At 62.9% G+C, this 22,448-nt stretch carries 20 protein-coding genes; 17 read left to right on the top strand and 3 right to left on the bottom strand.

Annotated features, from left to right (window positions below; genetic code table 11):
- Window positions 1–231 precede the first annotated feature (231 nt).
- Together HMPREF2806_RS01400 and HMPREF2806_RS01395 are read left to right on the top strand one after the other, a co-directional pair.
- The gene (locus HMPREF2806_RS01400; RefSeq protein WP_046647958.1) at window positions 232–675 is read left to right on the top strand and encodes an SAV_6107 family HEPN domain-containing protein; all 444 of its coding nucleotides are present in this window, start codon (window positions 232–234) and stop codon (window positions 673–675) included.
- Between the two features lie 154 nt (window positions 676–829).
- Window positions 830–1,237, top strand: a complete 408-nt coding sequence (locus HMPREF2806_RS01395; RefSeq protein WP_046647959.1) for a DUF3040 domain-containing protein — start codon at window positions 830–832, stop codon at window positions 1,235–1,237.
- 30 nt (window positions 1,238–1,267) lie between these two features.
- On the opposite strand, the gene HMPREF2806_RS01390 is transcribed toward HMPREF2806_RS01395, so the two are convergent.
- The 3 genes from HMPREF2806_RS01390 to HMPREF2806_RS01380 are packed head-to-tail and all read right to left on the bottom strand — an operon-like array spanning window position 1,268 to window position 3,722.
- On the bottom strand, window positions 1,268–1,852 hold the full coding sequence (locus HMPREF2806_RS01390) for a TetR/AcrR family transcriptional regulator (protein ID WP_046647960.1): 585 nt from the start codon (window positions 1,850–1,852) through the stop codon (window positions 1,268–1,270).
- 35 nt (window positions 1,853–1,887) lie between these two features.
- Window positions 1,888–2,577 carry an ABC transporter ATP-binding protein gene (locus HMPREF2806_RS01385; RefSeq protein WP_070515766.1) on the bottom strand — a complete coding sequence of 230 codons (690 nt, stop codon included), beginning with the start codon at window positions 2,575–2,577 and terminating at the stop codon, window positions 1,888–1,890.
- Window positions 2,574–3,722 carry an ABC transporter permease gene (locus HMPREF2806_RS01380; protein WP_070515764.1) on the bottom strand — a complete coding sequence of 383 codons (1,149 nt, stop codon included), beginning with the start codon at window positions 3,720–3,722 and terminating at the stop codon, window positions 2,574–2,576. Before HMPREF2806_RS01380 ends, HMPREF2806_RS01385 begins: the two co-directional genes overlap by 4 nt.
- A gap of 540 nt (window positions 3,723–4,262) precedes the next feature.
- Between HMPREF2806_RS01380 and mraZ the strand changes: the two genes are divergently transcribed.
- From mraZ to HMPREF2806_RS01305, 15 genes are all read left to right on the top strand, one after another.
- Window positions 4,263–4,697 (top strand): division/cell wall cluster transcriptional repressor MraZ, encoded by a 435-nt coding sequence (gene mraZ / locus HMPREF2806_RS01375; protein WP_046647963.1) that lies wholly within the window; start codon window positions 4,263–4,265, stop codon window positions 4,695–4,697.
- A 173-nt stretch (window positions 4,698–4,870) separates the two neighbouring features.
- Window positions 4,871–5,914 carry a 16S rRNA (cytosine(1402)-N(4))-methyltransferase RsmH gene (gene rsmH / locus HMPREF2806_RS01370; protein ID WP_049155245.1) on the top strand — a complete coding sequence of 348 codons (1,044 nt, stop codon included), beginning with the start codon at window positions 4,871–4,873 and terminating at the stop codon, window positions 5,912–5,914.
- The gene (locus HMPREF2806_RS01365; protein WP_070515761.1) at window positions 5,911–6,765 is read left to right on the top strand and encodes a cell division protein FtsL; all 855 of its coding nucleotides are present in this window, start codon (window positions 5,911–5,913) and stop codon (window positions 6,763–6,765) included. Before rsmH ends, HMPREF2806_RS01365 begins: the two co-directional genes overlap by 4 nt.
- A gap of 289 nt (window positions 6,766–7,054) precedes the next feature.
- Window positions 7,055–8,923 (top strand): peptidoglycan D,D-transpeptidase FtsI family protein, encoded by a 1,869-nt coding sequence (locus tag HMPREF2806_RS01360; RefSeq protein WP_070515809.1) that lies wholly within the window; start codon window positions 7,055–7,057, stop codon window positions 8,921–8,923.
- Between the two features lie 48 nt (window positions 8,924–8,971).
- Window positions 8,972–10,525, top strand: a complete 1,554-nt coding sequence (locus HMPREF2806_RS01355) for a UDP-N-acetylmuramoyl-L-alanyl-D-glutamate--2,6-diaminopimelate ligase (RefSeq protein ID WP_049155248.1) — start codon at window positions 8,972–8,974, stop codon at window positions 10,523–10,525.
- Window positions 10,522–12,057 carry a UDP-N-acetylmuramoyl-tripeptide--D-alanyl-D-alanine ligase gene (murF, locus tag HMPREF2806_RS01350; protein WP_070515757.1) on the top strand — a complete coding sequence of 512 codons (1,536 nt, stop codon included), beginning with the start codon at window positions 10,522–10,524 and terminating at the stop codon, window positions 12,055–12,057. Before HMPREF2806_RS01355 ends, murF begins: the two co-directional genes overlap by 4 nt.
- Window positions 12,058–12,080: 23 nt before the next feature.
- Window positions 12,081–13,193, top strand: a complete 1,113-nt coding sequence (gene mraY, locus HMPREF2806_RS01345; RefSeq protein WP_046647967.1) for a phospho-N-acetylmuramoyl-pentapeptide-transferase — start codon at window positions 12,081–12,083, stop codon at window positions 13,191–13,193.
- The gene (murD, locus tag HMPREF2806_RS01340) at window positions 13,190–14,581 is read left to right on the top strand and encodes a UDP-N-acetylmuramoyl-L-alanine--D-glutamate ligase (RefSeq protein ID WP_070515755.1); all 1,392 of its coding nucleotides are present in this window, start codon (window positions 13,190–13,192) and stop codon (window positions 14,579–14,581) included. Before mraY ends, murD begins: the two co-directional genes overlap by 4 nt.
- A gap of 19 nt (window positions 14,582–14,600) precedes the next feature.
- Complete coding sequence (locus HMPREF2806_RS01335; RefSeq protein ID WP_070515752.1) at window positions 14,601–16,070, top strand: FtsW/RodA/SpoVE family cell cycle protein; 1,470 nt, start codon at window positions 14,601–14,603, stop codon at window positions 16,068–16,070.
- 29 nt (window positions 16,071–16,099) lie between these two features.
- Window positions 16,100–17,185 (top strand): undecaprenyldiphospho-muramoylpentapeptide beta-N-acetylglucosaminyltransferase, encoded by a 1,086-nt coding sequence (murG, locus tag HMPREF2806_RS01330; RefSeq protein ID WP_070515750.1) that lies wholly within the window; start codon window positions 16,100–16,102, stop codon window positions 17,183–17,185.
- A 39-nt stretch (window positions 17,186–17,224) separates the two neighbouring features.
- Window positions 17,225–18,715 (top strand): UDP-N-acetylmuramate--L-alanine ligase, encoded by a 1,491-nt coding sequence (gene murC / locus HMPREF2806_RS01325; protein WP_070515748.1) that lies wholly within the window; start codon window positions 17,225–17,227, stop codon window positions 18,713–18,715.
- Window positions 18,708–19,367 carry a cell division protein FtsQ/DivIB gene (locus HMPREF2806_RS01320; protein WP_083295544.1) on the top strand — a complete coding sequence of 220 codons (660 nt, stop codon included), beginning with the start codon at window positions 18,708–18,710 and terminating at the stop codon, window positions 19,365–19,367. The genes murC and HMPREF2806_RS01320 overlap by 8 nt, the downstream gene beginning before the upstream one ends.
- A gap of 207 nt (window positions 19,368–19,574) precedes the next feature.
- Entirely contained in the window at window positions 19,575–20,939 is a 1,365-nt protein-coding gene (gene ftsZ, locus HMPREF2806_RS01315; RefSeq protein WP_046647972.1) for a cell division protein FtsZ, read from the top strand.
- A 24-nt stretch (window positions 20,940–20,963) separates the two neighbouring features.
- A complete protein-coding gene (pgeF, locus tag HMPREF2806_RS01310) occupies window positions 20,964–21,704 on the top strand; it encodes a peptidoglycan editing factor PgeF (protein WP_070515744.1) in 741 nt (246 codons plus the stop codon).
- Window positions 21,704–22,414: a YggS family pyridoxal phosphate-dependent enzyme gene (locus tag HMPREF2806_RS01305; RefSeq protein WP_070515741.1), complete on the top strand. Its 711-nt coding sequence runs from the start codon at window positions 21,704–21,706 to the stop codon at window positions 22,412–22,414. Before pgeF ends, HMPREF2806_RS01305 begins: the two co-directional genes overlap by 1 nt.
- Window positions 22,415–22,448 lie beyond the last annotated feature (34 nt).

The following is a 22,448-nucleotide window of genomic DNA, read 5'->3' as shown; positions in this document are numbered from 1 at the left end:
CGCACAGAGAAACTATCTTCTGCACATCCAACCGCCGAGGAGTCGGAGTACGTGTTCGAAAAGGGAAGAAATATCGCCCATCCCTATTGTTTAAATCGAACACATGAACTAAAATCAGAGGTGGATGTACGAAGGTGGTTTTACGGTGAGTCTCATCAGCGAACAGCAGCAGAAAGTCAACAGCACAGTCTTCATTGACAAGCTCAGGAAGCAGCCCAAGGAGGAGAGGTCATGGCACAGGTAATTTCAGCAACGGCAGCGGCTCGGGGCCGGAACAGGGAGGCGATGCAGCGCGTGCGCCGTGACCGCTTCCTCGGTCAAGCGTTGGATCTGTTGGTGGATGCGCGCCGTAGCGCTGCGGAGGGGCGGTTCGAGGACGCTCTTGAAATGGCGTACCGCGCCTCGCTGCGTGCTGCGGGCGCGCGTGTGGCGGCGTCTGCGGTGTCGCGCCGTCGGCGCTTGCCTACCTCTGCATGGGAGCAGGTAGCTCTTATCGGTCCGGCGGATGCTCAATGGGCCGCAGAATTCACAGACTATTCCCGCGTGCGCTCGCGCGTGGCCTCCGGAATGGATCCGGTGCCCGCTGCGGATACGGTCTACCAGTACTTGGCGCTTGCCACACGTTACGTGGACGCGACCGAGTCTGAGCTGGGCTTCGGTGGGCTGGCCGCCTAGTGTGGGCGTAAGCGTTCCGGTAGTGGGGGTGCAGGGATGTCCAAAAACTATGGACTGTCTTTGTGGGAACTATCTCGCTATTGTTGACGTTATAGAGGTAGTAATCATAGTTCCCAGTTCCACTACCTAAACCCAAATCATTACGGAGGACGCTGTGGCCCTTTCTGAGCACGAACAGCAAGCGCTGCGTGAAATTGAACAGTCGTTGCTGGCCAACGATCCTGATTTTGGCGCGTCTGTGTCCGGTGAAACTTCTTTCGGCGGCAACTCGGGTGCCATCACCCTCCGTGGGGTGGCCTTAATCGTTGTCGGTCTGTGCATGATGGTGGGCGGAATCGCATTGGCCCAGCAGTCCCTGTGGTTCGTTATCCTCTCCGTACTTGGCTTTTTGGTCATGTTTGGATCCGGCGTGTGGATGCTGCGCGGAAATTCGGAAGATTCTCTGGTTGCCGCCGGCGCACCAGCATCCGCTAAGCGGCGCAACAAGCAGTCCAAGAAGGCTGGCAGTGACGTTGGAAACCGCCTTGAAGATAACTTCCGCCGCCGTTTCGAAGGAAACTAAGCGCTAGAAGCATCCCAGCAGCCCTTCGCTCTATTGTGAGTCGGAGGGCTGTGGCACGATGGCATCGGCCATGGCGTACAGGGTTTGCGTTATGCCCGGGAGCTGCTCGGGCGAGCGGTTTGCCAATTCTGATGCGCGAACGATGGCGGCGTTGAGCAGCGAGATATCCGCTCTGGAAACGCCAGGGCAAAACTCGTTAACGATCGAGGCAAACCCACCATGTGACTGCTGCACTGCCTCATCCGCAAAAGCCTGGGGGAAGTGCTGCGCGGCGGTCATCAAATGGCCGTGCGCACTATGAATAAAGAGCTCGAGCGTAGCGTCGACATAGGCGTGGATACGCTTCTTAGGCTCCGGGGAGGCTACCGCCATGGCAGACTCGAGCTGCTCATTCCACGATTGGGTGGCCTGAATTAGCAGCTGCACCAGTAAATCGTGCTGGGATGATACGTATCGATAGACGCTGGGTCGGGCAAGACCGACCTCCGCGGCGACTTCGGCCAAGGTGGGGACTGCACCATGGCTTGTGATGATCAGCTTTTCGGCAGCCTCGAGCACCGCGCGGTGCTGGACGGCGCGGTGCTCGGCTACTGTCGTTTCAGTGATCTTTGGCATGCGTGTGAGTCTACGTTAAGCTGCGCATTCTTTGCTTATCGCTGGGCGGAGGTGGTGGCCGGTGTTAAGCGGCCGTCGACCATCTCATAGACCTTGTCGCAGTGATCGAGAACCTCGTAGTCGTGAGTGACCATAACGCCCGCGACGTTGAAGTCATGGCACTCTTGTGCCAAGAGCGCAACGATCTCCTGGGAGCGTGCGCGATCGAGGGCGGCAGTGGGTTCGTCGACGAGCAGCACCTGTGGATCGCCCACAAGTGCGCGCGCGATACCGACGCGCTGGCGCTCACCGCCGGAAAGACTGCCGGGCCGGTGCTTCGCGCGATGCGCCATGCCGACCTTCTCCAGCAGCTCGGCGCTGGAGTAGCGCCCAGTCTTGCCGATGACCTTGCTGGCCAATTCGATCTGCTCCTCCGCCGTCAGTGCAGACGGGAGATTGCCAGAGGACTGGAAGACGAAGCCGATGTGGTTGCGGCGGATCTGCGCCAGTTCGGAGTCGCCCAGCGGCACGATGTCCTCGCCCGCGACGAGGACTTGGCCGGAATCGGGCGTTGTCAAAGCGCCCGCGACCGCGAGCAGTGTGGACTTTCCGGAGCCGGAGGGGCCAACCACGGCAACGAATTCGCCTGCCTCGACGGTGAGATCGACGGAATTCAGTGCCTTAACGTGTGAATCGCCGTCGCTGTAGCTGACGGTGACGTCTTTCAGTTCCAAAGCGTGGCTCATCGGTTTTCTCCTAGGGCTGCGAGGGGGTTGGTTCGGGTAACGCGGACGACGGCAACGAAGGCGCCGAGCAGTCCGGCGACGAAGAGAATGAGACCGCCATTGATGACAGCGCTGAATTCGGTGGCGTAGGGCATAGCCGTTTTCTCTAGGAGGCTGCCCAGGCCAACGGCGATGAGTGCGCCGGCGAGGATTGATACGAGGAGGATGACCACCGCTTGGCCGAGGCTATCGCGCAGCAGGAAGCCCTTGGTGGCGCCCATTGCGCGAAGGGTGGCGATATTGCCGGCGCGCTGGATGGTCCACACGAGGAAGAAGGCGCCGGTGACGAGCGCGGCAATGACATAGAGGAACCAGGTGATCATGGAAAGGGTCATCATTTCGGCGGTGTAGCCGGGGGAGGAGTCGAAGCTCTCTTTGAGAGTTCGAACGTCGAGGCCGGAGCGCTCGGTGAGAGCATCGGTATCGGGCTTATCCGCTGTGCGAGCGACGATGACGGATGCTTCCTCGTAGGCTTCGGGGTTGACGGCTTCGCCGTGGCGCCCGCCGGCGTGAACCTCCTGCCAGATATCTAGCGGCAGGTAGGCCACGTCGACGTGGCCGAAGGTTCGCTGGTTGTCGGTGAAGCCGATGACGTCGAGGGGGATGTCCAAGCGGTCGAGGGTGATGGTGTCGCCCACCTCGATCCCCTCGTCCTGCAGGGTGGAGGACAGGATGATGTCGTGTTTCGTGTTGCTTGGCTTGCCGTCTGCCCGGGCGGTGTCGATTGGGGGCAAGCCTGCCGGTGCGATGAAGGAGTCAGGTTCTACTCCGAAGAGTGTGAGGTCCACCGCCGTGCCGTCCTGGTTGTGGGCGTTAGCAATGGTCAGGCCCAAGGGGGTGGCTTGGTTCACGCCCTCTAGTTGAGAGAAGGACTCGGCATCGGAGGCATCGACAACCGAGCGGGTGAATGCAGAGTCTTTCTGCGTGCCATCGGCGAAAGCGATGACGTCGCTCTCCATCGCCTTGAGGCCGGAAACGCCGTCGTTGACCAAGCCTGCGGTGAGGCCGGAGATGATAACGACGAGCATGGACATGAGTGCGAGGACGACGCCCATGAGGAGGAATCGGGTACGCGCGAAGAGCATCTCGCGCCAAGCTAGATACATGAAGGAACTTCCTAGTGTGTGGGGTGAAGTGAGTTGGCGTGTCACCCTGCGTGCCGCAAGATGACAACATGATGTTTCTATCATGGCGACGCAATGTTTCTAAAAACTTGTGCGGGCATTTTGCGCGGGGAGGGGAGACTTTTTGTGCGATTTCCCGATTTCCCCCACTTTGCCCCACCTGTGTTACGCGCCGGTCGGGGAATGTCGGCCCGAGGACTCTTTGGAGCGTGGTGGGAAGGTGAAAACGTCAGGAATATGGGGGTGGTGGGGAAAATTGCATGCTAAGAGGTCAAAGTTGCGTGAGTGAATACGTGGAAATGGGCCTGTTTGAGGGGGTGTGTCAAGGGGGGGTCTGGGAAAACTTCCCACTGGAAAAATCGCCTTTGACCTGCAATGTTATTGCGACACGCAGATTGTTGTGGTGATAAAAGTGTGGGAGGTGGGGGAAAGTGGGGTAGAGTGGGGCGTAGCGGAGGAGAGTTGCTCTCTTGTCGCGAGAGGAATCCGGAGTTTTCGAGTGACAGGAAGGTGGACCCGGGGATGTTTCTCGGCACCTACACTCCCAAGCTCGATGACAAAGGACGGCTCACGCTTCCGGCAAAGTTTCGCGAAGAACTGGCTGGCGGCCTCATGGTCACCAAAGGTCAGGATCATTCGCTCGCGGTATACCCGCGGGAGGAGTTCGCGGCGCGAGCTAGGAAAGCGGCGGCCGTGTCACGCACCAACCCAGAAGCGCGTGCGTTCATCCGTAACTTGGCAGCGAGTGCGGACGAGCAACGCCCCGATGGGCACGGGCGTATCACGCTGTCCGCAGGGCACCGTGAGTACGCAAACCTGACGAAGGAATGTGTAGTTGTGGGCTCGGTTGACTTCCTCGAAATCTGGGACGCAGCCGCGTGGGCTGAATACCAGGCGCAAACTGAAGACGCTTACTCGGCGGCAGACGCCGATGACGTACTTGCCGGGCTGCTGTAGAGCTTCCTGGCACACAGAGAGTGCGTGTATGGACTCTGCCCGAGGAGGATGAGCTGGTGTACTTCCCCGACATCAGAACCCTTCCTCGGACAGGGCCCTATACGCACTCGATTTTTTATCGAACAGATCTGATAGCGGCCTCAGGCGCCTGAATGGAAAGGGGGACAGCAACTGTGGACCACAACGGCACCATTACCTATGACGTGAATGACAACCACGGCCATGTCCCCGTTATGCGTGCGCGTATGGCTCAGCTGCTTGCTCCGGCCGTCGAAGCAGCGGGGGAGCACGCCGTCATCGTGGACGGCACCTTGGGGGCTGGTGGCCACAGCGAATACTTCCTCAACAGCTTTCCTAACGCGCGAATTATCGGTGTGGACCGTGACTCCGCCTCGTTGAGCAGTGCTTCTCGACGTCTCACCCCCTTCGCCGACCGCTTCGTCGGCGTCAACGCTCGCTTCGATGAGGTCGGTCGTGCCATTGCGCAGGGTGACCATGAGATTTTTTCTATCGCGCGAGAACACGGCATTGCAGGGGCATTGTTTGATCTGGGTGTGTCCTCCATGCAGCTTGACCAGGTGGAGCGTGGGTTTGCGTACAAGACCGACGCCCCGCTGGATATGCGCATGGACCCGCGCCAGGGAATGACTGCCGCCGACGTACTCAACACCTATAGCCACGGTGACCTCGCCCGCATCCTCAAAACCTATGGCGATGAGCGCTTTGCCGGCAAGATTGCTTCGGTAGTAATAAAGGAAAGGCAAAAGGAACCTTTTACTACCTCAGCCCGCTTGGTTGAGCTGTTGTACGCCACGATTCCCGCAGCGACGCGTCGCACCGGTGGCCACCCCGCGAAGCGCACCTTCCAGGCGCTGCGCGTTGAGGTCAACCGCGAGCTTGAGGCGGTCGAACAGGTCATTCCCGTGATTACGGATGCCCTGTCCGTCGGCAGCCGCGCGGTGTTCATGAGCTACCAGTCGCTCGAAGATCGCATCGTCAAGCATGCCTTCACCAAGCTCAGCACCTCGACGACTCCGCCGGGGCTTCCCATGGACCTTCCGGGCACGGCAGCGCACTATTCCATCGTGACGCGTGGCGCGGAGAAGGCGAGCGAGGAGGAGATTGCAGAGAACCCCCGGGCAGCGTCCGTCCGGGTACGCGCACTCGAGCGCCTCGAGGGCAGTCCGTCTTTTCATGAACCGGGAGGCAGGCCATGACGCTGAGAGACCGAACCGCACAGGCAACGTACCACCGCGACCACGAGAGGACCCACACCATGGGAGCTAGCCGCGATTTCACCACCGGATCTGATTTCTCCGGTCAGGGAACCGCGCTGCTGGAGCGGGGGCGCCGCACCACCCCGTTGCCCAGTCGCACGCCGCATCGCAGTACTGTGCCCGCCCGCCGGGTCGGAACGGGTCTGCGAGGAAACCGCCTCGGTTCGAAGCAGGTAGTGAGCAATCGTGGGCGCCGCGTCGTACAGCCCACGCGGGTTACTGGCCTTTTCGCTCGCCTTTCTTTCATCGCCATTGGCCTGCTCATCACTGGTGTGGCTGCGGCGATGTGGTTCTCTGGCCTGTCGACGTCCCAGACCTTTAAGATTCAGGAGCTTACTGCCCACGAATCCACGCTCGATAACCAGCTGGAGACTCTGAACCGAGACTTGGAGAACGTGCGTTCGGCGTCGGACGTCGCCCGCCGCGCCCACGAGGCCAAGATGGGCGTCCCGGTTCAGCCTGGCGTAGTGGAAGTCGACGCAGACGGAAACGTGGAACAGAAGCGCGAAGCCACCCCGGATATGGAATCTGTCATCGACGTAAACGGCGAACCGGTCCGCCCGGGTCAGGCCTCGAGTGACCCACACGCGACGGCGAACGTATCCGATAACCTGAACGCCCGTCCGACGCTGAGCGAGAGGAACCGCGAGCGCGAAGGCGCCGAGTCGGGTGCGTCTCGTTCGGACAACCACCCAGACGGCGGTGAATCCACCACTGACGGACAGTCGGCCGAAGGGAACGTAGAGCTGCCGGACATCCCGGCCCAGGCTCCCTACGCCGCCCGCGGGTAGATTCCATCCCCGCTCCGCGCGTGCCTGCGTGGGCGGGCGGCGATAATAGGGCACAATTCGGGATGAACCACTGATTATTGACCCATCTTCGCTGCAGACAGAAAGGTGACGTGTGACCCCACCACACTCCGGTGGCCCGCGCCCGAGGCGCGCTTCCGCCGCCCGTGCCGCCCAACCGCGCGGTACCTCTCACCAACCACGGCAGCGTTACGACGCCGACCGCGTCATTCCCGCGACCCGTTCACGGAATCCGCGTACTGGCAAGCCCTTCATGAGCCAGCAGAAGACGATGCGCCGTCGTGTACACGTCATCGCGGCTTTGCTGCTCGTGGTGATGCTGGCGTGGATGGGGCGCCTCGCGTGGGTCCAGATCGTGTGGGGACCTGACTTGGCGGCGAAGGCCGCTGCGCAGAGAACCCGCGTCTATGTCGATACGGCCGGGCGCGGCGAGATCCTCGCGCGCGACGGCCAGCGGTTGGCCTACACGATGCGCGCCCGATCCTTGACCGTGTCACCTACGCGCCTGCGAGATGAGCTCCGTGAACAGGAAGAGCAAAAGGCCGCCGGCGAGGCTCACTATGAGTCCTTGGCCCCCGATGCCAAGGAGTCTTTCCTCGACGACAAGGTGACAGAACGGCTCACTGACATGTCGGAGGGCATCCCGAACAAGCTGAAGGAAGCCGGCATCGATGCCGGGGACGTGGATTCGGAGCAGATCATGGACAAGCTCCGTGCCGATACTCAATATGAGGTCCTCGTGCGCAACGTCGATCCGGATGTCGCGGTGGCCATCTCCGAGGACTACCACGGTCTCGCCGCTGATGAGCAGCAGATCCGCCAGTACCCCAACGGTGCTATTGCTGAGAACGTCATCGGCAAGGTATCCATGGACGGCCAAGGCCAGTTCGGCTTTGAGGCCTCCGGTGATACCACACTGACGGGTATTGACGGCAGCTCCACCGAGGACGTTTCAGCCAGCGGTCAGGTCATTCCCGGCACCCTTCGCGATCAGGTGCCCACCACCGACGGCAAGAACGTCACGTTGACGCTCGATCTGGATCTGCAGACCTACGTTCAGCAGAAGCTGGAAAAGGCCAAGGCTAATTCGAAGGCAAAGAGCGCCGAGGCAGTCGTTCTGGACGCCGCCACGGGTCAGGTTCTGGCTATGGCGAATACCGGCACCATCGACCCGAACAAGGACATCGAAAAGCAGCTGGAGAAGGATAAGACCTTCGACAACCTCGCCGTATCCCACCCCTTTGAGCCGGGTTCGGTGGCAAAGATCATCACCGCCGCGGCAACCATTGAGGAGGGCCTCACCAACCCCGATGAGGTCCTCCAGGTTCCCGGCTCCATCGACATGGCTGGGGTGACTGTGAACGATGCCTGGCCGCACGGCGTTGAGCCCTACACCACGACGGGCGTCTTCGGTAAGTCATCGAACGTGGGAACGTTGATGTTGGCAGATCGTCTTGGCCAGGATAAATACGCTGACTACCTCAAGAAGTTCGGCCTCGGCCAGACTTCCGGCATTGAGCTGCCCAACGAGTCTCCAGGCCTCGTACCTGACCGTTCGCAGTGGTCCGGCGGTACCTTCGCTAACCTGCCCATCGGCCAGGGCCAGTCATGGACTGCCCTGCAGTTGGCCTCCATCTATCAGACCCTGGCCAACGACGGTGAGCGCATTGAGCCGCGCATCATTGATTCGATCACCGCGCCTGACGGGACTAAGGAAGAACTAGAGAAGCCCGAGACCACCCGCGTGGTCAGTCCCGAAACTGCGCGCACTGTCGTGGACATGTTCCGTGCGGTCTTCCAGGAGGATCCGCAGGGGCTGAACAACGGTACAGCCGGCAACGCGCAGATCGAGGGCTATCAGCTCTCCGGCAAGACTGGTACCGCGCAAAAGGTCGACGAGGAGACGGGAGCATACTCGAACTCCAAGTACTGGATCACGTTCGCGGGCATCGCGCCTGCCGACGATCCCCGCTTTGTCGTCGCAGTCATGCTGGACGAGCCCGAATCCGGTGTCAACGACGATGGCTCCGGCGGCCAGTCTGCAGCGCCTGTGTTCAGTGATATCGCATCCTGGCTGCTTGATCGTGACAATATTCCGCCTTCCCCACCAGCACCGCACCTGACCTTGCGTGCCGAATAGATAGCTCCGGCCGCGAATAACCTACAGAGATAGAGAAGAGGACGCACCGTGACCAGCAGCATCAGCCTTGATCGTTTAGCAGAAATTTCTTCGGGCACCGTGATCGGGGATGCCTCGACCACCGTGGGCTCCTGCGGACTAAACTCTGCAACCCTGCCACCTGGTGGACTCTTCGCTGCGCTTCCGGGAACGCGCGTTCATGGCGCACGCTATGCCGCAGACACCGCAGCAGCCGCGATTCTGACCGACCCGGAAGGCCAACGCATCCTTGCCGAAGCGGGAGAAACACGCCCACTTCTCGTGGTCGAGGATATCCGCGCCATCCTCGGACACGTTTCCGCGGAGATCTATGGGCACCCCACTGAAAAGCTCACCATTCTTGGCGTGACGGGTACGTCCGGTAAAACTACGACGAGTTACCTGCTGGAAGCGGGGCTTTTGCACGCGGGCTTGTCGGTGGGCCTGATCGGCACCACGGGCACTCGCATTAACCGGGAGCCGGTGCCTACCTCGCTGACGACTCCAGAGGCCCCCACATTGCAAGAGCTCTTCGCCCGCATGGTGGACGAAGGGGTAACGCACGTGGTCATGGAGGTGTCCTCTCACGCGCTTTCCCTGGGCCGCGTCCAGGGAACGCGCTTTGCCGTTGGCGGATTCACTAACTTGAGCCAGGACCACCTCGACTTCCACCCTACGATGGAGGATTACTTCGAGGCGAAGGCCATGCTTTTCGACGGTCCCCAGGCCGCCGACCGCTCCGTTGTTTGTGTCGACGACGAGTGGGGGCGACGCATGGCGCAGCGCGCCGCGGCGCGTCCGGTCATGACAGTGTCCACGAGCGCGGAGGCCACCGAGGCGGACATCACCGCCCGCCAACTCAGCACTGAGGCCACCGGCGCACAGCAGGTGGAGCTGACGGTGTCCACCGGAGAGCACGCTGGTTCCTATGAATTCCGGCTGCCCATGCCGGGCACTTTCAACATCGCCAATGCGGCCTTGGCCACCGGCATGGCCGCAGCCAGTGGCATCGAGCCGCGCGTCTTCTTGGAAGGCGTAGAAAAGGTGGCGGTTCCGGGCCGCATGGAGCGCATCGACCGCGGCCAGCAGTTTGTCGCCGTGGTCGATTATGCGCACAAGCCAGCTGCGGTCGCCGCGGTCCTCGATACCCTGCGTGCGCAGCTGGAAGGCAGCAGCGGCCGGATCGGCATTGTCGTCGGCGCGGGAGGTGACCGCGATTCTTCCAAGCGCCCGCTCATGGGGGCGGCTGCTGCGAAGGGCGCCGATATGGTCGTGATCACCGATGACAACCCCCGCACCGAGGACCCAGCAGCTATCCGCGCGGCAGTGCTCGCGGGAGCGCGCGAAGCGAACCCGGAGGCCGATATCCGGGAGGTCGGCTCCCGTGCCAAAGCCATCGACGAGGTCGTGGCGTGGGCACAGCCGGGCGATGCCGTCATCGTCGTCGGCAAGGGCCACGAAGTAGGACAGCTGATTGGTGATACCGTCCACCACTTCGACGACCGCGAAGAGATGGCGCGTGCACTTGATGCCGCGATGACAGCGACTACCCTGAGTACCGAAGAATCCAAGGAGCAAGCATGATTGCGTTAAGCCTCGCTGAGATAGCTCAGATCACGGGCGGCCGCCTGGATAGCGTCGACGAGCCAGAGACCCCAGTGACCGGCTTTGTTGAGTTCGATTCTCGCAAGGTCACTCCGGGTGGACTCTTCGTGGCACTGCCCGGAGCCCGCGTCGATGGCCACGATTACGCCCACACCGCGGTGGAGAAGGGAGCCGTCGCCGTCTTGGCTGCCCGGCCGGTGGGTGTACCCGCCATCGTCGGGGAGCCGCGCGGACGCGTAGAAGGTGACGGAGCCAACGCCGATATCTATGCCAACGATGTCGATGGCTCCGCCGCCGCCGTCGTCGAGGCGTTGTCCGCGCTGGCCCGCGCAGTAACGCAGCGGCTGGCGACAGAGCAGGATTTGACCATCGTGGGAGTGACGGGATCGGCGGGCAAGACCTCGACCAAGGACCTCATCGCCACCATCTTCCGCGAGGTGGGGGAGACCGTCGCCCCGCCCGGCTCCTTCAACAATGAAATTGGGCTTCCGTATACGGCTCTGCGCTGTGATGAGCACACGCGCTACCTCGTGGCGGAGATGTCGGCCCGCGGTATCGGGCACATCCGCCACCTCACCGAAATCACCGCTCCGCGCGTCGGCGTGGTCCTTAACGTCGGCTCCGCGCACCTCGGCGAGTTTGGCTCGCGCGAGAATATCGCGCAGGCCAAGGGAGAGCTGGTGGAGGCTCTGCCGAGCGCGGAAGCGGGCGGTGTGGCCGTCCTCAACGCCGACGATCCTTTCGTCGCCGCAATGGCGACGCGCACGGGGGCCAAAGTGGTGTACTACTCCACGGATAACCGCCGCGGCGGCGCGCCGGCGGCACAGTACTATGCCACCAACATCGAGCTCGATGACGTGGCCCGCCCCTCCTTTGTCCTCCACAGCCCCAACGCTGAGCCAGTTGCAGTGAAGCTGCAGGTATTTGGTTCCCACCAGGTGTCTAATGCACTGGCCGCGGCAGCCGCAGCCATCGAGCTGGGGGTATCGGCAGCCACGGTAGCGGCTGCGCTGTCTGGGCACCGCCTAGCCTCCGAGCACCGCATGGACGTGCGCACGCGCCGCGATGGCGTCACCATCATTGATGATTCCTACAACGCCAACCCGGATTCGATGCGCGCGGCGATTGCCGCCTTGGCCTATACCGCAGCAGCACGCCCCGATGCCCGCTCCATCGCGGTGCTTGGTGAGATGGGAGAGCTCGGCAGCGATGCCGAACAATCGCACCGCCAGCTCGGGGAGATATTGGCCAAATACCACGTGGAGCACCTCGTCGCGGTGGGGGAGAACCCCAACTGTCGGGCAATGACTGAGGCGGCTGCGCAGCAAGGTATAAATACAATGGTGTGCGCCGATGCCGCGGCTGCCGCTCGGGCGGTCGACGGCATTCTGCGCGCGGCCCCGGCAGGGGTCGATGATTGGGCTAGCCGTAGCGTTAAGGACGTGGTCTTGATTAAGGCCTCCAATGCCCAGCGCCTCTGGTTGGTCGCGGAGCAGCTGAACCACAGCTAGCCGCTAGAAAGGACTTCAAGCTCGTGACTCAGATCATCATCGCTGGTGCGGTTAGCTTCCTCGTGGCGATCTTTACCACCCCGGTTCTCATCCGATACTTTTCCGACTCCGGTCGCGGCCAAGAGATCCGCGAGGACGGACCCAAGTCCCACCTGCGCAAGCGCGGTACGCCGACGATGGGCGGCCTGGCTATTCTGGCCGGTATCTTGGTGGCTTATCTCGTGGTTGGTTTTTATGGCATGCTGACGGGCCACGGGGGGTTTACTGCTTCGGGTCTGCTCGTCCTCGGACTGACGCTGGGCTTGGGCGCGGTGGGCTTTGCGGATGACTTCATCAAACTCTTCCGGAAGCGCAACCTAGGTCTCAACAAGACCGCGAAGCTAGTCAGCCAGCTGGTACTGGCCCTCCTCTTTGGCTTTCTTGTGCTGCGTTTCCCCAATGATGCGGGCCTGACTCCTGGCTCCACCAAGCTGTCGTTCATCCGCGATTTGAAAACTTTCGACTTTGCGGTTGGCGGCGCTGTGATCGGAACCATCGTGTTCTTGATCTTCATGTACTTCCTCATTGCGGCGTGGTCGAACGCGGTCAACCTCACCGACGGCCTCGACGGTCTTGCCGCAGGAGTGACGGCGATTGTCATGGGCTCCTACTCGTTGATGACTTTCTGGCAGTTCCGCTATTCCTGCGCCACCAACTTTGCGGCCGGCTGCTACCAGGTGCGCGATCCCCTCGATCTCGCCGTGCTCGCGGCGGCGGGCCTCGGTGCCTGCCTCGGCTTTTTATGGTGGAATGCCGCGCCCGCCAAGATCTTCATGGGAGACACCGGCTCCCTGGCGCTCGGCGGATTGGTTGCCGGCATTTCGGTCACCAGCCGTACCGAGCTTCTCATGGTGATTATCGGCGCCCTGTTCGTTATCGAGACGGTGTCCGTTGTCATTCAGATCGTGGTCTTCCATTCCACCGGCAAGCGCTTCTTCCGTATGGCCCCGATCCATCACCACTTTGAAAACGGCGGTTGGGCGGAGACTGCTGTGGTTGTCCGTTTCTGGTTGCTGGCCGCGATGGCGGCGATGGCCGGCGTGGCCATCTTCTACGGTGAATGGCTGACCTCCACAGGTATAGGTGTCGGCGCATGACGCGCCCCGACTTCCTCTCTGGCCGGGTCCTCATCGCCGGTGCCGGCGTTTCCGGCCGCGGCTGTGCTGCGGTCCTGGACCACCTAGGCGTGGACGTCACGGTGGCTGATGGAAACCAGGAATCCCGCGCTCGCCTCGCCGCCGAGCTCGGCGTTGCCACCGTGGATACAGCAGCGGTAGACCTGTCGGAATACTCCCTCGTCGTGACCTCGCCGGGGTGGCGCCCGGATTCGCCGTTGCTCGCCGCCGCAGCTTCCCGCGGCCTTGAGGTCATCGGTGACGTGGAGCTGGCCTACCGCCTTGACCAGGCAGAGGTATTTGGGCCCTCCCGCCGCTGGCTCGCGATCACAGGTACCAACGGCAAGACCACAACGACGGGGATGCTCGCTGCCATCATGTCCGCTGACGAGCAGCGATCCGGCCAGCGCGCGCAGGCTGTAGGCAACATCGGGGTCTCGTCTTTTGATGCCTTGGCCGCCGAGCCCCGCGTGGATATCCTCGTCGCGGAACTGTCCTCGTTCCAGCTGCACTGGGCCTCCCAGCTGCGCCCGGATGTGGGAGCGCTGCTCAACCTCGCCGATGACCACCTCGATTGGCACGGCTCCTTCGAGGCCTACGCGGCGGATAAGGCGAAGATCTTGCGCGGCACGCACGCCGTTTATGGAAAGGACGACGAGCACGTTCGAGCGCTTGCAGCCTCTCTATCCGGCGCCACCGCCTTTACCCACGCCGAGCCCGCCCCGGGCGAAGTCGGCGTGAGCGCCGGCAGCCTCGTGGTCAATGAGGTCGCCGGACTGCACGCGGCCGTGGTGGAGGATGTCACCACCATCCAGCCCGCAGGTCTTGCTGGGGTGCTGGATGCCGCTGCTGCCGCGGCGGTTGCCGCGCTTGCCGGCGCCAGCCCCGAGTCCATCGCAGAGGGCCTCGACGCCTACGTGGTGGCCGGGCACCGCGGTGAGGTTGTCCACCGTCATGGTGGCGTGACCTACATCGACAATTCCAAGGCGACGAATCCGCACGCCGCGGAGGTGGCCATGCGTGGTCTTGACTCCGTGGTGTGGGTCGCCGGTGGTCAGCTCAAAGGCGCAGATGTCTCGGACCTCCTGCGTACCCACGCCGCGCGGCTGAAGGCGGCGGTTCTGGTGGGCGTCGACAAGCACGTGCTGGCCCAGGCCCTGGTCAAGGCGGCACCCCACGTGCCTCTCGTCATCGTGGACAGTCATGACCCGCAGATCGCTATGGACCAGGCCGTGAGCGCCGCCGTGCAACACGCCGAAGCCGGCGATACCGTACTTTTGGCGCCCGCTGCGGCATCGTTGGACATGTACACCGGAATGAGCCAACGCGGCGACATGTTTGCCGCCGCTGCCCGCCGCCTCGCCCGCTAGCTAGGAGCACCCAGAAGCCGTGACTGCCACCAGCACCCAGAAGCCACACCGCACGCTGGGCCACCGCCTGCGTGATCTCCGCGAGCGCCTGCGCGCCTACCCGGGGTTTGACTACCTGATGCTGCGCATCGCGATCTTCTCCCTCATCGGCATCGGCGTGCTCATGGCCTTCTCTTCGTCGATGGCGACGTCCCTGTCGGAGACCGATAGCCCGTGGTCGGCAGCCTTGCGCCAGTGCGTATTGGTCGCCGCCGGCCTCATCGTGTTCTGGATCGGCCTGCGCATATCGCCGCGCACGTTGCGGGCGCTCGTGCCGTGGTTCTTGGGGCTATCCATCCTGCTGCTTATCCTCGTGCTTGTGCCTGGTATCGGTACCGGCCGCGCGGAGGTCGGTTCACAGTCGTGGATCATGTTGCCGGGTGGCGTGGCCTTCCAGCCCTCTGAGTTCGCTCGTGTCGCCGTGGGGATGTATGGCGCCTCGGCGCTGGCGGATAAAACACACCGTTCGATGCGCTTGACTGATCCGTTCATGATGTATTCCATCATCGCCGGCATCATGTTCGTGCTCATCGTGGCCCAAGGTGACTTGGGCATGGGCGTATCCTTCGCCCTTATCGTGGTCTTCACCCTGGTATTCGCCGGCGTGAACTGGCGTGTGCCCGTCGTCGTCGGCGTCTTTGGTGCCATCGGCATGATCACCGTTTTCCTGGCCGGTGGTTTCCGTTCGCACCGTTTCCACACCTACTTCGATGCGCTGCGCGGCAATATTGAGGACACACAAGGTACCGGTTTCCAGGCTTACCAGGGCTTTCTTTCGCTTGCCGACGGCGGCTTCTGGGGCGTTGGCCTCGGCCAATCACGCGCCAAGTGGTTTTACCTCCCAGAGGCGAAGAACGACTTCGTCTTCGCCATCATCGGTGAGGAGCTAGGCCTCTGGGGCGGTGCGCTCGTCATCGTGCTTTTCGCCGTGCTGGGCTACTTTGGGTTGCGTACCGCAACCCGCGCGCAGGACCAGTTCCAGTCCTTGCTGGCCGCCACGCTGTCGGTGGGTGTTGTCGTGCAGGCCTTCATCAACATCGGCTACGTCATCGGTGTGCTGCCGGTGACGGGTATTCAGCTCCCGATGATTTCTGCGGGTGGTACGGCTGCGGTCATCACCATTGGCTCGATGGGCCTGTTGTGCAATGTGGCGCGCCATGAGCCGCTGCAGGTGTCCGCGATGCAGAACTTTGGACGCCCGCTCTTCGACCGTATCTTCTTCATTCCAGAGCCGACCCCGCCCAATGAGCGGCGCGGCGGGGCGCACCGTGCCCCGCGCGAGCGCGCAGATGCTCGGCGTTCCCAGCGCCCACACCGCGAGCGCTCCCAACGCCACGTGGAGCGCAGCCGTGAGGAACGTTTCGGGCGCGCGGTGACGGGGCGCTCTCAGCGGTCGCAGGCGCCGCGCGCGGAGGGGCGGCGGGAGTATCGGCGCGGCGAGCGCCGGTAGCGCAGTGCGGCGCTGGTAGCGTGTAGTGCATGAATGACACGCCGATTTCCGTCGTCATCGCAGGTGGCGGCACCGCCGGACACATTGAGCCCGCGCTTGCGGTAGGGGAGGAGCTACGCCAACGCCACGGGGCGCGGGTCACCGCCTTGGGTACGCCGCGGGGTCTGGAAAGCGACATCGTGCCGGCGCGCGGTGTCGATCTCCGCATGATCACTCCGGTCCCTGTTCCGCGAAAGATCAACATTGACGCGGTGAAGCTGCCTTGGCGGATTTTCAAGTCCGTTCGGGAAACTCGCGCGGTGCTTAAGGACGTCGGGGCCAACGCTGTGTTTGGCACCGGTGGTTACGTTGCGGCGCCGGCTTACCTGGCGGCGAAGTCCTTGGGCATTCCGTTCTTCGTTCTCGAGACGAATGCTTTGGCCGGTATGGCTAATAAGCTGGGCGTGCGTCTTGGCGGCACGGGAATCAATGCCCAAGAGGGATCTGGCATGCCGGGCGAGGTCCTGGGCATTCCGGTACGCCCGGGCTTGGGCGAGGACCCAGATGGTACGAAGGCCGCTGCTGCGCGCCAGAACTGGAACCTGGATGAAGGCCGCCCGACCATCGTGGTTACCGGCGGTTCGCAGGGAGCGGTGAGCATTAACACCGCCGTCGCCGGAGCGCTCGAGGACCTGTGCCGAGACTTCCAGGTGCTGCATGCCTACGGCAAAAAGAACACGGTGCCGACTGAGCACGAGCACTACACGGCCGTGCCCTATATCGATGACATGGCCGGCGCGCTTGCCGTTGCTGATGTGATGGTCTGCCGCTCCGGCGCGATGACCGTGGCTGAGGTGTCTGCGGCCGGCCTGCCCGCTATCTATGTGCCACTGCCGCACGGCAACGGCGAGCAAGCGTTGAACTCCCGGGCTCTGGTGGAAGCGGGAGCCGCGGTCCAGATACCGGACGCGGAGCTTACTCCGGGGCGCCTTGTCGCCGAAGTTCGCGCTATCCTTGACCATCCCGACGCCCTTTCGGCCATGCGTGCCGCTGCTGACGCCAGCACCGCCGGCGATGCCGCCGCGGTGATCGCTGACCGAATCGCGCACCGCGTCGCCGCCGATACCCGCGGCTAGGCGCACAGTACAGGTTTATTAAAGAAGGAAATTTTCACCATGACTGATACCCCCGCCACCACGGACCTGTCCCGCGTCCACTTCGTCGGCATCGGCGGTTCCGGAATGTCCGGCCTCGCGCGCATCCTGGTTAGCCGTGGCGCGGTCGTCACCGGCTCGGACGTTAAGAAGTCGACGGCCGTTGACGTCCTCCGCGCGATGGGTGCGCACGTCGCCGTCGGCCACGCGGCTGAGAACCTCGATCTGGCCGGGGACAAGCCTACGGTGGTCGTCACCTCCTTCGCCGCCATCCCGCAGGACAACCCGGAGCTGGTGGCGGCACGGGAAGCCGGGATTCCGGTGATCCGTCGCTCGGACCTGCTGGCTGAGCTCATGGAAGGCCACCGTCAGGTGCTGCTCGCCGGCACGCACGGAAAGACCTCGACGACCTCTATGGCGGTCACCGCGCTCCAGCAGGCGGGGATGGATCCTTCCTTCGCCATCGGCGGGCAACTCAACCGAGCTGGGACCAACGCGCACGGCGGCACTGGCGACGCCTTCGTGGCAGAAGCCGACGAATCCGATGCCTCCCTCCTGCGCTACAGCCCCTTCGTGGCAGTCATCACCAACATCGAGCCTGATCACCTCGACTATTTCGGCACGGCAGAGAGCTACTATCGGGTCTTTGATGATTTCGCCGACCGCGTGGTTGAGGGCGGCTACCTCGTCGTGTGCCTCGAGGATGAGCATGCGGCCGCCACGGGTGAGCGGGCGGCTCAGCGCGGGATTCAGGTGCTGGGCTACGGCACGCGCAGCGAGGTAGCCGCGGATTCTTCCGTGCCGCTGGCAGCGGAGATCCTAGAAGAAACCGTCTCCGCCGCCGGCGCGCACGTCCGCGTTCGCCTGACCTTGCCGGGTCAGGCGCCACAGGAGCTGTCCTATGACCTGCATGTCCCAGGCCATCACATGGTGCTCAACTCGGCGGCGGCCCTGCTGGCCGGTGCGCTGGCTGGCGGAGACCCGGCGGAACTGGCTGCAGGCTTGACCGACTTTACGGGTGTGCGCCGCCGCTTCGAGTACCGCGGCAGCGCCCAGGGGATCCGCGTCTTCGATGACTATGCCCACCATCCCACGGAGGTGTCTGCGGTGCTCACCGCAGCGCGCGCGAAGGCGGACGCCGAGGGCGAGGGTGCGCGCGTGATCGCTTGCTTCCAGCCGCACCTGTACTCCCGGACCATGGAGTTTGACGCCGAGTTTGCTCAGGCCTTGGCGCTTGCCGACGCCGCCGTCGTCCTCGACATCTACGGCGCCCGCGAGAAGCCGGTAGAAGGAATTACCTCCCGCATTATCACCGACAAGATGCCCGAAGACATGCCGGTCATTTTCGAGCCTGATTTCTCTGAGGCTGCCGGCGACGTCATTTCCCTGGCGCAGCCCGGAGATATCGTCCTCACCATCGGCGCGGGAACGATTACCTACGTGGCGGGTGAAATTTTGTCGGCGCTAGAGAATGCGAGCGGCGCGGAGGAACCGAAGGAACCGAATGTCTAAAAAGACTGGGGCGCTCGCGCTAGGTGCGGTGCTTCTCGTAGTGGCGGTTGCTGCCGCGGCGGTGTGGCTTTTTCCCATCCTGAAGGTGACATCCTTCGAGGTCGTGGGAAATGATCACGTCGCGGCAGAAGAGGTCGAGCAGGCCAGTGGCGTCGTGAAGGGCTCTAATTTGGTGCGGCTGGATGCGCGCGAAGCTGCGCACGGTGTGGCCTCCCTGCCGTGGGTAGAAAGCGCGACGGTGTCGCGGGCCTTCCCGTCAACCGTCCACATCGAACTTGTCGAGCACGAGGCGGTAGCTTACGTGCGGGAGGGCGATAGGACGATTTTGGTGGACAACAACGGCAAGGAATTCGCGGAGGACGAAGCACCACCCGAGGCCGTGGAGCTGACGGGGCACACCGACTCCGGTTCGCCTGAGATGCAGGGGGCTGTCGACGCCGTCGCTGCGCTCCCCGCGCCGATTCGGGAGAAGGTCTCGACCCTCGAGATCAAGGACCGGTATTCGCTGACCTTCCGAACGGAGGATGACAAAACCATCTTTTGGGGTGCGTCGGAGGACAACGCGAACAAGGCCATTGCTTTCGAAGATGTGCTCAAGCTCGAGGGCGAATCCTGGAACATTTCTAACCCGTCGCTGGTGACTCGCCGCTAAGCGCGTCGCGAGTGGGGCGGGTGGGACGCCTGTTAAGAAAACCGCATGTCAGCAACCCTAAAGTAGAGGTTGAGGGTACCGACACGCGGCAAAATGTGCGCCGAAATTACCCCGTTGTCGTTAAAGATGGATGTAACCGCCTCTCAGAAAAAAGGGGCGCCTCCTCGTTTACATTAAAACCTTATTCGAAAGGCAAGAGACCCTCGTATGATCTCATCTAGCAACAACCTCGCGGACATCAAGGTCGTCGGCGTCGGCGGCGGCGGTGTCAACGCTGTCAACCGCATGATCGAAGAAGGGCTCAAGGGAGTCCAGTTCGTGGCGATCAACACCGATTCCCAGGCGCTGATTTTCTCCGATGCGGATACCAAGCTCGACATCGGTCGCGAGGCCACCCGCGGCCTCGGCGCGGGTGCCAACCCGGAGGTAGGTAAGACCTCCGCGGAGGACCACAAGACCGAAATCGAAGACGCCCTCCAAGGCTCCGACATGGTCTTTGTGACGGCTGGCGAGGGTGGCGGAACCGGTACCGGCGCCGCTCCGGTGGTCGCCTCCATCGCGAAGAAGATGGGCGCTTTGACCGTCGGTGTCGTTACCCGCCCGTTCAAGTTCGAGGGCGCGCGCCGCACCCGTCAGGCCATGGCCGGCATTGAGGAGTTGCGCGAGGTCTGCGATACCCTCATCGTTATCCCGAATGATCGCCTCATGCAGCTGGGCGGCGAGGAGCTGTCCATCGTCGAAGCCTTCCGCGCCGCCGACGAAGTTCTGCACAACGGTGTGCAGGGTATTACCAACCTCATCACCATCCCGGGCATGATCAACGTCGACTTTGCGGACGTTCGCTCCGTCATGTCCGACGCCGGCTCCGCCCTCATGGGCATCGGCTTCGCCCGCGGCGATAACCGCGCGCTCAACGCCGCCGAGCAGGCCATTAACTCCCCGCTGCTGGAGTCGACCATGGAGGGTGCCAAGGGCGTTCTGCTGTCTATCGCCGGTGGCTCCGACTTGGGCCTTCACGAAGTCAACGCCGCTGCCTCCATGGTGGAGGAGCGCGCCGACGAGGACGCCAACATCATCTTCGGCACCATCATCGATGACAACCTCGGTGACGAAGTCCGCGTCACCATCATTGCGACCGGCTTCGATGCCCAGGCCAACATGACCTCCCAGCCGGCACAGCCTGGCCAGACGCAGCAGCATGGTGCGGAGGCTACCCCGGCTGCACGCCCGGGTTCCCTCTTCGAGAACCGCGCTGAGGCACAGCCTGAGAGCCCCGCCGCGCCCCGCACCGAGGCCCCGCGCGAGGAGTACACCCGCGCCGAACCGCAGCGCGCTGACTCCCAGCGCATTGAGCGTGAAGAGTACGCCCCGCGTCACTCCTACGAGCGCGAGCAGCCGGCAGAGCCGGCCCCGTCGAGCGGACTATTTACCACCTCGGATCGCTTCCGCGGTGAGGACTACCGCCGCGGCGGCGATGATGAGTACCGTCTCTCGCGCCCCACGGAGCGTCGTGGCCGTGACTTCGACGATGACGGCGATGACGATCTCGACGTGCCATCCTTCATGCGCTAGTTCCAGCCAGCTACTCTGGAGTGCATGCCAGTAAACGAGGAAGCACACGCAGCACGACGCCCCGTCCGCATGGTTTTTACAAGCCGTGCCGGCGGGGCGTCGTCGTCGCCTTATGACTCTTTTAACCTCGGCGATCACGTTGGCGATGACCCCGCCGCAGTGGCCGCCAATCGCGAGCGGCTCCGCCGAGCCACGGGCTTAGAGGACATCGTGTGGATGGAACAGCTCCACACCAACACCGTGACGGTGGTGGGGGCCGAGCGCCGCGGCGTCGAGGAGCCCGTGCCGGCCACCGACGCCGTGGTAACCACCGAAAAGCGCTTGGGCCTAGGCGTTCTCGTGGCGGACTGCACGCCGGTGCTGCTTGTCGACGTCTCCGCGGGCGTCATCGGCGCCGCCCACGCCGGGCGCCTTGGCGCGCGCAACGGAATCGTCCGCAATACCGTCAATACCATGGTTGAGTTAGGGGCTCGCCCCGCCTCGATTCAGGTGCTCATGGGGCCGGCCGCTTCTGGGCGGAACTATGAGGTGCCGGAGGCGATGGCGGATGACGTCGAGAAGCATCTGCCCGGCTCCAAGACCCGCACGTCGTCGGGTACCTGGGGCGTCGACGTGCGCGCTGGGCTGATTCGTCAATTGATGGAGATGGGGGTTACGGCTATCGAATCGGACCCGCGCTGCACGATTGAGGACACAGATTTCTTTTCTTATCGCCGCGAGGGCGTCACCGGACGCCAAGCCGGCGTGATTTGGTTGGAGGATTAATGACGAACAACGATACTGTGCGCCGTGAAGAGCTGAGGGCTGGCCTGGAGAGCACCCGCGCTGCTATTCACCGTTTCGCTGAGGCCGCTGGCCGCCCCGCCCCGCAGCTGCTGCCGGTGACGAAGTTTCACCCGGCCGAAGACATCGCGCTGCTAGCGGAGTTGGGGATCACAGATGTGGCGGAAAATCGCGAGCAGGAAGCGCGTGCCAAGGCGGAGGCCCTGTCCGAGATGCGTTTCCACATGATTGGCCAGGTTCAGACCAAGAAGGCGAACCACGTGGCCCGATGGGCGCATAGTGTTCACTCGCTCGATTCAGAAAAACTTGCCAGAGCACTCGACCGCGGCGTGGCTCTTGCCCAGGAACGCGGCCAGCGCGAGGACACGCTTCCGGTCTATATCCAGGTATCCGCCGACGGTGATACCGCGCGTGGCGGCTGCCCGCTAGAGGGTGTATCTGCTCTGGTGGATCTGGTCGAAGATCTGGAGAACCTGCAGCTGTGTGGCTTCATGGTGGTTCCACCGCTGGAGAGCGATCCGGCGGAGGTTTTCACCCAGGTGAGGGCATTGACGGATGAGGTGGCGGCCAAGCTTGGGCGAGACCTGAAAATGTCCGCCGGCATGAGCGCCGATATGGAGGCAGCGATTGCATCTGGAACGGATATCGTGCGTGTCGGAACCGGAATCATGGGAGCCCGCCCGCTAGGTTAATTGTCATTGTAAAACTGCATTACAAGACCGCAAA

Source organism: Corynebacterium sp. HMSC076G08 (genome assembly GCF_001811515.1).
Taxonomy (GTDB): Bacteria; Actinomycetota; Actinomycetes; order Mycobacteriales; family Mycobacteriaceae; genus Corynebacterium; species Corynebacterium hiratae.
Note: the sequence above shows the minus strand (reverse complement) of the source record. Positions and strands in the feature narration are given on the sequence as shown.